The 12655-nt window shown below is 42.0% G+C and carries 8 protein-coding genes; 6 read left to right on the forward strand and 2 right to left on the reverse strand.

Annotation, left to right across the window (positions count from 1 at the left end; translation table 11 throughout):
* Positions 1 to 8: 8 nt before the first annotated feature.
* Positions 9 to 1436 carry an arginine-ornithine antiporter gene (arcD, locus tag DYD62_RS18100; protein ID WP_115228790.1) on the reverse strand — a complete coding sequence of 476 codons (1428 nt, stop codon included), beginning with the start codon at positions 1434 to 1436 and terminating at the stop codon, positions 9 to 11.
* Between the two features lie 1489 nt (positions 1437 to 2925).
* Here arcD and vioA point away from each other — a divergent pair.
* The 5 genes from vioA to vioE are packed head-to-tail and all read left to right on the forward strand — an operon-like array spanning position 2926 to position 10295.
* Positions 2926 to 4206, forward strand: a complete 1281-nt coding sequence (vioA, locus tag DYD62_RS18105) for a flavin-dependent violacein biosynthesis tryptophan-2 monooxygenase VioA (protein WP_115228791.1) — start codon at positions 2926 to 2928, stop codon at positions 4204 to 4206.
* Between the two features lie 57 nt (positions 4207 to 4263).
* Positions 4264 to 7290: an iminophenyl-pyruvate dimer synthase VioB gene (gene vioB, locus DYD62_RS18110; protein ID WP_115228792.1), complete on the forward strand. Its 3027-nt coding sequence runs from the start codon at positions 4264 to 4266 to the stop codon at positions 7288 to 7290.
* Between the two features lie 3 nt (positions 7291 to 7293).
* The gene (vioC, locus tag DYD62_RS18115) at positions 7294 to 8583 is read left to right on the forward strand and encodes an NADP-dependent violacein biosynthesis oxygenase VioC (RefSeq protein WP_115228793.1); all 1290 of its coding nucleotides are present in this window, start codon (positions 7294 to 7296) and stop codon (positions 8581 to 8583) included.
* The gene (vioD, locus tag DYD62_RS18120) at positions 8583 to 9713 is read left to right on the forward strand and encodes a flavin-dependent violacein biosynthesis monooxygenase VioD (protein ID WP_115228794.1); all 1131 of its coding nucleotides are present in this window, start codon (positions 8583 to 8585) and stop codon (positions 9711 to 9713) included. Before vioC ends, vioD begins: the two co-directional genes overlap by 1 nt.
* The gene (vioE, locus tag DYD62_RS18125; protein ID WP_115228795.1) at positions 9714 to 10295 is read left to right on the forward strand and encodes a violacein biosynthesis enzyme VioE; all 582 of its coding nucleotides are present in this window, start codon (positions 9714 to 9716) and stop codon (positions 10293 to 10295) included.
* Between the two features lie 118 nt (positions 10296 to 10413).
* Here the strand turns inward: vioE and DYD62_RS18130 are convergent, their stop codons facing one another.
* Entirely contained in the window at positions 10414 to 11724 is a 1311-nt protein-coding gene (locus tag DYD62_RS18130; RefSeq protein ID WP_207916769.1) for an MATE family efflux transporter, read from the reverse strand.
* Between the two features lie 547 nt (positions 11725 to 12271).
* Here DYD62_RS18130 and DYD62_RS18135 point away from each other — a divergent pair.
* The gene (locus tag DYD62_RS18135; RefSeq protein ID WP_115228797.1) at positions 12272 to 12655 is read left to right on the forward strand and encodes a DUF6394 family protein; all 384 of its coding nucleotides are present in this window, start codon (positions 12272 to 12274) and stop codon (positions 12653 to 12655) included.

A 12655-nucleotide genomic window follows, 5' to 3' on the forward strand; every position in this document is an offset into this window, starting at 1 on the left:
AGCTCCAGTTAAAGCTTTAGAAATCCGGTGTAAAGGCCGTAACTTGCCGCAATGGCCCCGATTACAGCGGCTGCAAAAATAAACTTTTCGATGGTGGTAAAAACAATCTGCCCGCTTTCTTTACGCGCCTTGGTATAAAGAATGGCGCCGGGTGCATACAGCAGGGCGGATAGCAGCAAGAATTGCACCCCTGCTGCGTAAATCAGCCACATGCTGTAGAGCGCAGCCACTACGGAAATAATTAAGTCTCTATTGCGATTGCCTCCATGCTCTGCATAGCCATCGCCCTTATAAGCCACCATCACGCCATAAGCGGTAGATAAGAAGTAGGGCACTAAAATCATCGAGGTGGCGAGCAGCAGCAGGCTGGTATAGGTGCTGGCGGCAAACAAAGTAATAATCAGAAAGAATTGCACTGCGCCGTTAGATAACCAAAGTGCATTGGCTGGCACGCCATTGGCGTTTTCTTTATGTAAGAAGCTGGGCATGGTCTGATCGCGGGAAGCAGAAAACAGAATCTCGGCGCAAAGCAATGTCCATGAAAGCAAAGCACCCAGTAGCGAAATCACCAGCCCTATCGAGATAAACACCGCACCCCAGTGGCCAACAATATGCTCCAGCACATAGGCCATGGATGGGTTTTTCAGCCCTGCTAATTCTGGCTGGCTCATCACCCCAAGTGACAATACATTCACCAGCACCAAGAGCAGCAGGGTACTGAGAAAACCAATCACGGTAGCGCGGCCTACATCTGCGCGTTTTTCGGCACGGGCAGAGTAAACACTTGCGCCTTCAATACCGATAAACACCCAAACGGTGACCAGCATCATATTGCGTACCTGATCCATCACGCTGCCCAGCTTGATATTGCCCCTGCCCCAAAAGTCGGTGGTGAACACATCCAGCTTAAAAGCCACGGCGGCCAAGATAATAAACATCAGTAGCGGCACAATCTTGGCCACAGTGGTGACCTGGTTAATAAACGCAGCCTCTTTTACCCCGCGCAATACTAAAAAGTGCACTGACCAAAGCAAAATGGATGCGCCGATGATGGCCGGTACGGTATTGCCATCGCCAAACATGGGGAAGAAATAACCCAATGTGCCAAACAGCAAAACAAAGTAGCTGACATTGCCCAGAAAGGCGCTAATCCAATAGCCCCACGCTGATGAAAACCCCATGTAATTACCAAAGCCTGCTTTGGCATAGGCATATACACCGGCGTCTAATTCTGGTTTTTGGTTGGCAAGGGTCTGAAATACAAAGGCCAGCATTAGCATCCCCACCGCCGTGATAGCCCAACCTATCAGCGTGGCTCCCGCACCGGCGCTTTGCGCCATATTTTGTGGCAGAGAAAAAATCCCCCCGCCAATCATTGATCCGACCACCATCGCGGTGAGCGCGGTCAGTCTTAGCTTATGGGACGATTGCGTCATGATTAGAGCCCTCGGTGCAAAATGAGATAAACGCTACTTTTACTGGCTTTACGCCCAATTTTGTAAGTAATGGAGATGCTGAAACAAAGGCATTCTCTATGTGTTGTAAGCTTGTTCTTTTTAGGTTTGAGCATGGTTCACAGCAGTAGGTGTTTGTAGTCTGTTCTTTTCTGACTACATGTTTTTTGATGAAAAACAAAATTGATATTCTTTGGCTGATTGATGTTTTCCCTGGAAAAATAAAATGCATAGCAATCATGGTCTTAGTGGTTTTGATCTGTTTTTATTGAAATGAAAAAATATTATTTTGCTTTGTTTTTATAAAAACAATTGAAATGCATTTGGTAAAAATTTTTACAAAACAGCGTATAAACAATGACTTAGCTATCATTTTTTGATTTTTGTTAATGGAAATGTAGCTGGGGATATTTTAAACGGCACCATGCAATACAGTGTTGTAGTTATTAGTAGCATCAATCTTTGAGAATAGACAATGTATAAGTGAATATGGGCATAGGTACTTTTACGTTGTTAATATCATTCGTGTAGTTTTGTATTTTTAGTTACGTATTTTTATGGATGACAAGAAAAAGCGGCTCTCTTCTTCTCCCCTGCAGGTAGGGCTGTATTAGTCATTTCCTGACAAGCATTCTGATGAAATTAGGGGTGTTTTTCTACGGATATTGTAAGTATTCGAAGGTCTGGTCGCTTATGAGACTTGCCTATGGAAGAGCGTATTTATAGCCTGATCGTGCGGGAATACTTTAAAAAGCCCGGGGCTTAGCTGCATTGAAATAAGCAAACTAGCCATTGGCTGGATATGGGGGCTGGCGTGCTGAAGTGAACAGCATGCGTGCTGCAGAATAAGCATGCTTTTTTGTCTGTGCTGTAAAAGCAGCATACAAAATGAAAATTTTCCGTTCAGGAAATGGGGCTCAGCCAAACAGCAGTAGTGAGTTGTAAATAGCTTTGGCATGGAGCAAAAGGTGTTTCTTTGTTTATAAACTGGCGTACTGGCTTATTTTTTGGGCAGTTTATACTCTTTTTGATGTAAATGCTTACGGCATAATTACAAATACTTTTGTTAATCTTTTGTTAAATTTTCGTTGTATTTACAACAAGTCCATTTCTTGTGTTTACAATCATCACGTTGTTGTTCTACATTCTCACTTCATTAGTTAATTCTAACGTAATAAAAGTGAAGCTTTGCCCGGAAATTTACACATTTGCACCAAGATGCAAAGTCAAATGAAATAAACCACAACCCATATTGGGTAAATAAAAGCCGCAATTTTTTTCGGCTGAGTGGTATTGCTGCGCCTGATGTTATTGCAATTATTGTTGCCAGAATATGAATGATCCAGATCATTGGACTTTGTACATATGACGTAATTGAATTTTAACATTTTCCTTTTGTGGCATAGCTCTGAGTATTTTATTAAATACGAAAGATAAATATTCCTTTTGATTTACATTGAGGTATTTGACTGTGTTAAACAACAAAGTAATCTCTATAGTAGGTGCCGGGATATCAGGGCTAAGCTGTGCTTTAAAATTAGCGGGTTCAAAGCTAAGCAAAGGCTATACGATACGCATTTTTGAAAACGGGGAAAGAACAGGGGGCAGGGCTCATTCAATTAAAGTGAATGATTTCAGCATAGACCTTGGAGCTGGGCGGTTTTCGCCTGTTTTGCATCCGAATGTTTCCAAACTTGTGAATGAGCTGGCAGAGAAAACAGAAGTTTTTCCTTTTACAAAAATTGTATGTCCTCATCCGCAGCACAATGGCTTAAAAGAAATACTCGCGCAATTAAAGCCAAAAATTGTCAGTAGTTACAATGAATCCTTTTTTCAATTTCTGTGCAATCATCTAGGAAATGAAAAATCCCATGCCATTATTAATGGCCTAGGTTATGACTCGCTGTATTTGCCCCAAATCTCACCTGAAATTGCATACGATATTATTGAAAAGCACCCGGAAATTCAGTGCTTTTCAGAAAATGCAGGTTATGAGTGGTTTAATCTAGTCGATGGTTTTGCTGCGCTGGTAAAAAGCTTATATGAAAGAGCTGCCATACTAGGGGTTGAGTTTCATTTCGAACATCAATTAGTTAGCCTGCAGACAAAATCAAATAGCACCTTGCTTGAATTTTCTGGCCGCGATCAGCAGGAAATCTGGCATAACAGCAACTACACTGTATTGGCGCTCCCGCCTACGGCTATGGCCTCGCTTGATCTGGATTTTCCTAGCCACTGGAGTGATTTTACCTACGGATCTATTCCCTTATTTAAAGGTTTTATATTCTTTGATCACCCCTGGTGGCAGGATTACGATTTAGAAAACAAAGTTACAATTATAGATAATCCATTAAGAAAATTATATTTCAAAAGTGATAAATATATATTCTTTTATACAGACAGTGCCTATGCAGATTTTTGGCATGAAGAAACAAAGAAAAGTGATGCTGAATATATAAATACGGTGATGAATTTAATTAGTATGGCATTAAATATTCCAATTAATGAACTGCCATGGCCGGTAGCAAATAAATTTAAATACTGGCCCAGTGGTGTTGAATTTGCCATAGAAACTTCGCCAGAACACCCCCCTGTTTTATCAAAAAATAATGGCACAATTATTGCCGCATCTGATGCATATACACCCCATTGTGGCTGGATGGAGGGCGGCATTCTTGCGGGCCGGAATGCGGCAGATTATCTGTTAAAGCAATTAGAAAAAACAGGAGTGGCAGAGGTGGAAATAAATTAATTTCACAGCTGCTGCTGGATATCCCTTTTTTTCATTTCTGACAGGTATATATATTTAATGAGCATTTTGAATTTTCCACGTATTCACTTTAAAGGTGCTGCACGGCTGAATGTTCCGACTGGGAATAGAAATATTGCCGGTACTTTAGATATTGCAAATAATCGTGTGTATCAGGATGGCGTACTGTTTGATTTAAAAAAGCACCCAAGTGAGTTTCATCGGTATTTAAGGCAATTGCCACCAAGATTTAATTTGCAGGGCTTGCCAGATGATGAGGGGGTTTTTAACCAGGCCGCTGGACATAATTTCATGGGAAACAACCATTTCTCATGGGAAAACACCCAGATTACCGCGTTGCAAACAGAGCCCGGGCAGCTGCTGGAAAAGGATTCATTGCTCGGTTGCAAGCTGGAGCTCTGGGGGCATTACAATGAATATTTGCGTACAACCTTTAACCGGGCTAGGTGGGTAGATATAGACCCAAGCCGCAATGATTCTTCTCAAATCTATGCAGGGCAGCTATGTATTAAAGAAGCGGCTGCTGCAGCCAATGCCCCCTGTTTATTTTCTTCAGATATTGATTGTGTGCACTCTGTACGCAGCTATGGTGAGAATCATATTCTGCAAAAACAGGCCCATTTTTTAGAGCCGGAGTTTTCTAAAACAAGAGTGTTTCAGTTTTCGGTAAGTAAAGACTCAGAGCAATTTAATCTTCAGCAACTATCGCTTAAATCCGAGTTTATTGAGTGTTTGCAGCAGGCATTAAAAAGAGATGATGTACTAGGGCTAAGTATTCAGTACAGCGTATTTAATATGTCTGCGCCACAGCAGCCAGATACACCGGTTTTTTATGATTTAAGCGGCACAATTGGCTTATGGCTGAAGCAGGATATGGCCACGTTTGCCAACGACAGGGTTTTATATCCTGATCAGCATCAGGGCTTTGGGCCTGTTGCAATTAAAATTCAGGGTGAATGGGCAAGTATCAGTATGCCTTGCAGCATTCCATTTACCAGCCGGGAGGCTCAATGTAGAGCGCCGCAGCTCACACATGCGCTGGGGCCAAAATATTCATTGGGCACATTAGAGCTAAGAGCAAAATCCGGAGTGCTGCTGGCCAGAGTGCCCGAATCGGTTTATCTGCCTTATTGGAAAACTGCCGGAGTGATTGATGTCCCTCTATTAAATTTTGCCACAGATGATTCATTAATACTGCGTGGTGAGGGGAATCAATGGGAAGAATCAGACTGGCTGATTCAGGCTGAGGAAAATATTATTTCTTTAGAGGCCCCGGACAAAAGAAATCATACTTTTTTCTCTAAAGAGCTGAAAATATTCAGTTATTACCGAGGCCAGCCCAAACAGAAAAAAGACATCAGTGTATTTATTGAAAATAAATCGATTGTCAGTACTTCTCAGCTCACCATCAGCAGTAATGAATGCGGAGTGGCTGCGCTGACTCTTACCAGCCAGGAACCAGGTGTCAGCGAAGTTTTTGTAGGTGATTACAGGGGGAAAATATTAGTCCGCGTGCTTTCTGATGATTGGGCACTTTTGGATATTCCAGATCACCAGGTGGATTACACTTTTCTTTATGAGCAGGTGATGAGCTATTACGAGCTTATTTACCCGTTTATGGCGGATAAAGTATTCAGCATGGCTGATCAGTGCAAATGTGAAACCTACGCGCGATTAATGTGGCAAATGTGTGATCCACTGAATCGTGATAAAAGTTATTACATGCCAAGTACCAGAGAAATGTCTTATGCAAAATCGATGCTGTTTCTCAAGTATTTAAGTAATGTTGAGGCGTCTGCTTTAAATGATCAAAAAAAATTATCTGTAGAAAAAAATATAAAAAATGGTGAAGTGAGCAGTAAAGAAGAATTAGTTCAGGTATTAAAGCAAGCCGTAAATTTAGAGCTTTCTATTATGCTGCAGTATATTTATGCAGCCTATTCCTTACCAAGCTATGCGGCTGGCGAGCAATTAGTGGCGAGTAAAAAATGGAGCGAAGAACAATTAGCTCTGGTTTGCGGTACAGCCGATCGAAGACAAAATTCTGGCTGGCGGGGCACGATTTTAGAAATTGCCCACGAAGAAATGATTCATTATTTAATTGTGAATAATTTACTGATGTCTTTGGGCGAGCCATTTTTCCCCGGTACGCCTTTATTTGGCTTAAAGGCAGCTGAAGAATTTGGCCTTGATACTGAGTTTTCTTTTGAGCCATTTTCTGAAAATGTGCTGGCAAGGTTTGTCCGGTTTGAATGGCCTCATTATTTCCCTTCTGCAGGAAAATCGATAGCCGATTTTTATGCCTTAATTCGCAGGGCATTTGCAAATATTCCTGATTTATTTAGCAGCGAATCAGCTAAAACAAGCGGTGAGCATCATTTGTTTCTTAATGAGCTGACGAACCGAAAATTCCCTGCTTATCAATTAGAAGTAAATAATCGAGAAACAGCGGTATTTGCTATTGATTTTGTTACCGAGCAGGGTGAAGGGGCTGCTGCAGACTCACCCCATTATGCCCAAAGCCATTTTAAGCGGCTGAGAGAAATATCGCGCACGCTGCTCGCTAGTGAAACGCCATTTGAGCCAGCCATTCCTGTTTTGAAAAATCCTGTATTAGATCCAACTCCGGGCTGCAATACGGTATTAAATCCGGAAGCCAGACAGCTTATGTTTTTATATAAGGGATGTCATGAGCTTACCTTTCATATGATGATTCAACACTTTGGACAAAAACCTTTAGGCAGCTTGCGCCGCTCAAGAGTAATGAATGCGGCTATTGATATTATGGCTGGCATATTAAGGCCATTGTCGGTGCAAATTATGTCCATACCCTCAGGTATTCCGGGTCGTAATGCCGGGCCACCTGTACCGCAGGCCATTCAATTTAATCCGATTGCTGATTTTCAGGCCGCTTGTGAGGCACTCGCCTTGCAATGCCGTGCGCTTGCTCAATACGCCAGAGAGATTAAAGGAATTAAACCAGCAGCGGCGTTAATTGAATTACTTGAGTTTTATGATAAGCAAATGATGGAACTTGCAACCGGAAAACTTTCACGGGAAGGCTGACAAATGAAAAAAATCATTATTGTGGGAGGTGGCTTAGCGGGTGGTTTAGCTGCCATTTATTTAGCCAGACGCGGTCACGATGTGCATGTTTTTGAAAAGCGTGGCGATCCATTTTTGGCTTATTCAGATTATATAGATCAGGTTAGCTCGCGGGCCATTGGTGTAAGTATGACGGTACGCGGGATTCAGGCCGTTTTAAATGCAGGCATTCCTAAGGAAGAGCTGGATTTATGTGGCATCCCTATTTCAGGAATGTCATTTTGTATTGCGGGTAAATTTAAAACCAGAGAATTAGCCCCTGTTGATTCATTATCTCCGCTTTCATTAAGCAGGGCAGATTTTCAGAAATTATTGAATAAGTATGCTGCAATCAATAATGTGCATTATCACTATGGCCAGCGCTGCCTAGAAGTGAATCTGGACGATAAAACAATCACTGTAAAAGATAATGAGGGGCTGATTGTTGAGCACAAAGGAGATTTGCTGATTGGTGCAGATGGTGCCCGCTCTGCTGTGCGGCAGGCCATGCAAAATAATTGCCGCAGATTTGAATACCAGCAATCATTTTTTAAACACGGCTATAAAACGCTAGTTATTCCTGATGCCAGCAAGTTAAATTTAAGAAAAGATTTAATCTATTTTTTTGGTATGGATTCCGGTGGTTTATTTGCCGGGCGGGCGGCCACTATTCCTGATGGCAGCATCAGCTTTGCCGTGTGCCTGCCTTACCAAGGAGATATTAGTTTACAAGCAAAAGACGCTACAACCATGGGGCGCTTTTTTGATAAGTATTATGCAATGCTGCCTGAAGAAACCAGAAAAGAAATGTTATCGCAGTTTATGGAAAAACCGAGTAATGATTTAATTAATGTTAAATCTTCTGTTTTTCATTATAAGCAGAATGCGCTGATATTAGGAGACTCTGCCCATGCTACTGCGCCATTTCTGGGGCAGGGAATGAATATGGCGTTGGAAGACGCTTATATTCTGGATGGATTATTTGAGAAATACGGTGAAGATTTTGCAAAAATGCTGCCTGAATTTACGCAGTTAAGAAAAGCAGAGGCCGATGCAATGCAGGATATGGCCATTAATAATTATGAAGTGTTGAGTAAGTCTGACCCCGTTTTCTTTATGCGCTCAAGATATACCCGTTATATGAGCACTAAATTCCCATCCAGCTATCCTCCGGATATGGCTGAAAAGCTTTATTTCACCTCGATGGCTTATAGCGAGCTAAGAGATATTCAGCAGAAGCAAAATGTTTGGTACAAACTAGGGAGAGTAAACTAATGAAAATTTTAGTCGTTGGAGCCGGGCCAGCGGGCCTTATGTTTGCCAGTCAGTTAAAGAAAATTAAACAAGACTGGGATATCGCCATTGTAGAAAAAAATACAGTGGATGAAATTGTAGGGTGGGGGGTCGTTTTACCCGGCAGGGCACCGCAGCATCCTGCAAATCCATTAAGTTATTTGTCAAATTATGAAGAGATTGACGCGCAGTATATTGATGAGTTTTGTCTTGTGCATCAGGGGGAGCATGCAAAGGCAAGCACAGGTATTACATTGTGTGGTGCAGAAAGACGCGCTTTAGTAGGGGCATTAAGAGCACTTTGCAGCGACTTGCATATTCCAATCAGCTATTCTTCGCCATTATTTGATGGAGAAGGCCTAGATACAGAGGCTTATGATTTAATCGTCATTGCCAATGGCATTAATAATATTTCTAATCATTTTAATGAAGCATTAACGCCAGATGTTGAGTTTGGTAAGAATCGTTATATGTGGTATGGCACACCACAAATCTTTGATTCAATGAATCTTATTTTTAAAGCAACAGAGCACGGCGTCTTTATTGCCCATGCTTATAAGTATTCCAGCACTATGAGTACTTTTGTGGTTGAGTGTAGTGAAGAAACTTATCACGCTGCGGGTATTGAATCTTTAACGGATGAAGAAGCAAAAGTATTGATTGCCAATATTTTTAGCGCAGAGCTTGAGCAGCAAGCGGTTGTTGTTCAGCCCGGTTTGCAATGGCGGAATTTTGTAACGCTTAGCCACAAAAAAGCATATGAAGGTCATTTAGTGCTGATCGGTGATGCATTGCAAACGGGGCATTTTTCTATTGGCCATGGCACAACAATGGCGGTGGTTGCGGCGCAAATGCTGGTAAAAGCGTTATATGATCACGATGTGCTTGATTCTGCCTTAGAAGATTTTAATGAGAAGGTTATTCCGCTTATGCAATTATTCAGCGGGCACGCGGGTATCAGCCGTACTTGGTTTGAAACGGCAGCAGAAAGAATGGATTTAAGTGCTGGCGAATTGGCAAAGAGTTTTGCAGAGCGTCGCGAGCAGCTGCCCCCTCTGCCTGCCGCTCTGGCTCAGGCGCTGGGTGCCGCGTTATCGCGTAAGGAAGCTTAAATGATTTCAGAAAAAATTGTACCGCCACGCTTACCCGAGCAATGGAGCAGCAGCTATATTTCTTACTGGCAACCCATGCTGAAAGATGACCAGATTACTTCCGGCATCTGCTGGTTTGATTATGAGCAAAACCGCTGCCGGATTGATGGTTTGTTTAATCCATGGTCTGAGGAAAAAACAGGCCATCGCCTTTGGATGTCAGAAATTGTGACGGCGAGCGAAGGTAAAACAAAGAAATCTAAAATTGCTTATTATCGGGAGCCGGCTGAGCGTGATACGGAATATGAAGCCGTTGTGCTAGATGATGATTCAGAAGTTTGCCATGAAGTTTTATTAACGCAGGATGTTTTACTGCAATATCAGGCCAGCTACGCAGGAAGTCAGAATTTGCTGGGCAGAGAAACCGAAGCGTGGACATTTACAAAGCCAGGTAAAGGACCTTCAACCTATTATTTTGTAAAAGGCACTAACCAACTGATCAGGATGGTGACGGGGGACCCTGCAGTACACGCATCTGTGCGTGATTTTCCCAATTTTACAACGCACGTTATTGCCGACGAAATATTTTCAGATATCGTTTAAACGGGTTTTTTAATTAAAAAGGCAGGGCAATGATTGCCCTGCCTTTTTTTATTGGATGAAAGGGCATCAGGTATTGATATGTGATGCCCCTCAAGATGGCCGCGATGATTAAATAAAATCAGTGCTCGCCTGATTTTATTGTTTTGGTCAGCTTCATTAAATAGCGGCTTGAGAATGTAAGTGCGATGGTTCCGCCAATAAAATCAGCAATTGGGAAAGAGATCCAGATACCCGTGCTGTGAAAAAATATGGGTAGTATAAAAATAAGCGGAATAAGCAGAATATAGGTTCTGGCCGCATCGAGCAGCATAGCGGGCAGTGCTTTTCCCATTCCCTGAAATAAGCCGCTGGACATCATGCATACTCCGGATGCAAGAATACCAAGAAAGCAAATAGCGGCGATCTTATTTCCTTCCGTAATTATTTCTTGGTTCTGTGTAAAGAGCTGTAACAGCCATTCAGTATTAAAGCAAAGTAGTGCCGTTACAATAAGCCCCCATGCGGTACTACAAATAAGAGCAGAAATATATGCCTTCTGCACTCTTTTAAATTGCCGCGCACCATAGTTAAATGCGGAAAGCGTTTGCAAAGCAATCATCATTCCAATAATTGGAAGAAATAAAAACATATAGCAGCGCATTAAAATACCGTGCGCGCTGATGAGTGTGGCGGATTGCTCTGGTATGACAATAGAAATAGAGTAAACCGATATGGCCATGATGATTGAAAAACCACCATGCGAGAGCAAAACAGGCATGCCAAAGCTAATAATATCGGTATAAATCTTTAATTTGGATATAAGATATTGTGGTTTAAATTTTGCGGCATTATCACCTTTGCGTTGCAGTTGTAATGCTAAAAGCAGGGCTAAGGCCATTGCACAGGCTGTAGCCCATGCTGCTCCTGCAACGCCCCATTTAAAAACAAAGATAAAGAGCGCATCAAAAACAATATTTAAAACAGACCCTGTCGATAATACCTGCATCATTGCTTTGGGGTTGCCTGATGCACGAAAACTTTCGGTGATCTGATTACTGATAAATCCAATCACAGAGAAAATAAGTACCGGAACCAGATAGCTATCTGCCTCAGGTATAAAATGATGGGGTACAGCTAATAAGGCATAAATGGCTGGCCTGAAAATTAAAAACAGGGCTGAAATAATAATGGCACTGCTGGCGGCAAGCAGGAGCGATGCAGAAAAAACGCGGGAAGCTTCTTCCTGCTGTTTTGCTCCTAAATGCCTTGAAATAATGGAGGCCATCCCACTGCCTTGCATGGTGCTAATTGCAAGCAGAAACATTTGAATTGGAAAAACGGCAGAAACGGCCCCCATTGCATGAGGTCCAATGCCGCGCGATATAAATAAACCATTTACAACGATATACATGCCATTTATGACCAGACCCACAATAGTGGGAAGTGCCATATATAAAAATTGCTGAAAAACAGGTGATTTTAAAAGTGGGGAGTCACTGTTTATATGCTTATTATCTATATACGCCAATTCCATAGACATGGTGGGCCTTTGTTGAGTATGTTTTATATCGGGGATAAAGCCTGGCTGGGGAATGGTGGCTTATCGATTATAAAAAGACGCACAGACTGTAGCTGTTTCTTATGTAAATACAATTACAGATAATAAAATATAAGAATGAAGTTGTCGTGAAATTTAATTAAATCGTTGCAAAAATGTAATTGTGTCCGGTGTAATTATTTTGTGTAAGTCTTTGCTTGTTTTAGTCAATATAGTTATATCGGTGCTATCCTTAAACAGACTTGTGTGTACGTGTTCTGTAAAACTAGGCCATCGCTTGCAGAGGCGTGTCGGCTTTGTGTGTGCAGACCTGTTTTGGGTATTTACTACTGAATAGTGTGAACTAAATATCTGGATATATTAAAAAGTAAAGATATACATTGTGATATATCTTCTATGATTTATCATGCCTTGATTACAGCCATGGGTTATATGTAGTATGAATATTGAAAAAGTAGTTTTTGGATTTTTTATCTTACTGGCATTTACGTTGAATTTTGGCTTTGTAATGGGGCAAATTGATGTGCCACATCAGCACGATGTATTTGAGCTATTTTGTGCCATGGTGGTCAGCTTTATTGCGACGGTCATTAAATTTGGTGACCGCACTCAAGTTGGGGCGCTGCATTTAGCTACCAGCTTGGTGGCTGATTTGCAATTAGTTGCGGCGGCTTTGGTATGGGGTAATGCCATGTATGTAAGCCAGGTTGGCATGACTCCGGGAGTGACTTCGATGGTGGTTTCTTTTTCTGCCGGTGCATTGGCCGCTAATGTGGTTTCGGTGGTCTTGCTGATTGGTGAAACCTTGCAGCATCGTCGCTGA

Source organism: Iodobacter fluviatilis (assembly GCF_900451195.1).
Classification (GTDB): Bacteria; Pseudomonadota; Gammaproteobacteria; order Burkholderiales; family Chitinibacteraceae; genus Iodobacter; species Iodobacter fluviatilis.

Coding starts and splice junctions, on each gene's coding strand:
- arcD (WP_115228790.1), bottom strand. CDS start 1,436: ATGACGCAATCGTCCCATAAGCTAAGACTGACCGCGCTCACCGCGATG.
- vioB (WP_115228792.1), top strand. CDS start 4,264: ATGAGCATTTTGAATTTTCCACGTATTCACTTTAAAGGTGCTGCACGG.
- vioC (WP_115228793.1), top strand. CDS start 7,294: ATGAAAAAAATCATTATTGTGGGAGGTGGCTTAGCGGGTGGTTTAGCT.
- vioD (WP_115228794.1), top strand. CDS start 8,583: ATGAAAATTTTAGTCGTTGGAGCCGGGCCAGCGGGCCTTATGTTTGCC.
- vioE (WP_115228795.1), top strand. CDS start 9,714: ATGATTTCAGAAAAAATTGTACCGCCACGCTTACCCGAGCAATGGAGC.
- DYD62_RS18130 (WP_207916769.1), bottom strand. CDS start 11,724: ATGGCACTTCCCACTATTGTGGGTCTGGTCATAAATGGCATGTATATC.
- DYD62_RS18135 (WP_115228797.1), top strand. CDS start 12,272: ATGAATATTGAAAAAGTAGTTTTTGGATTTTTTATCTTACTGGCATTT.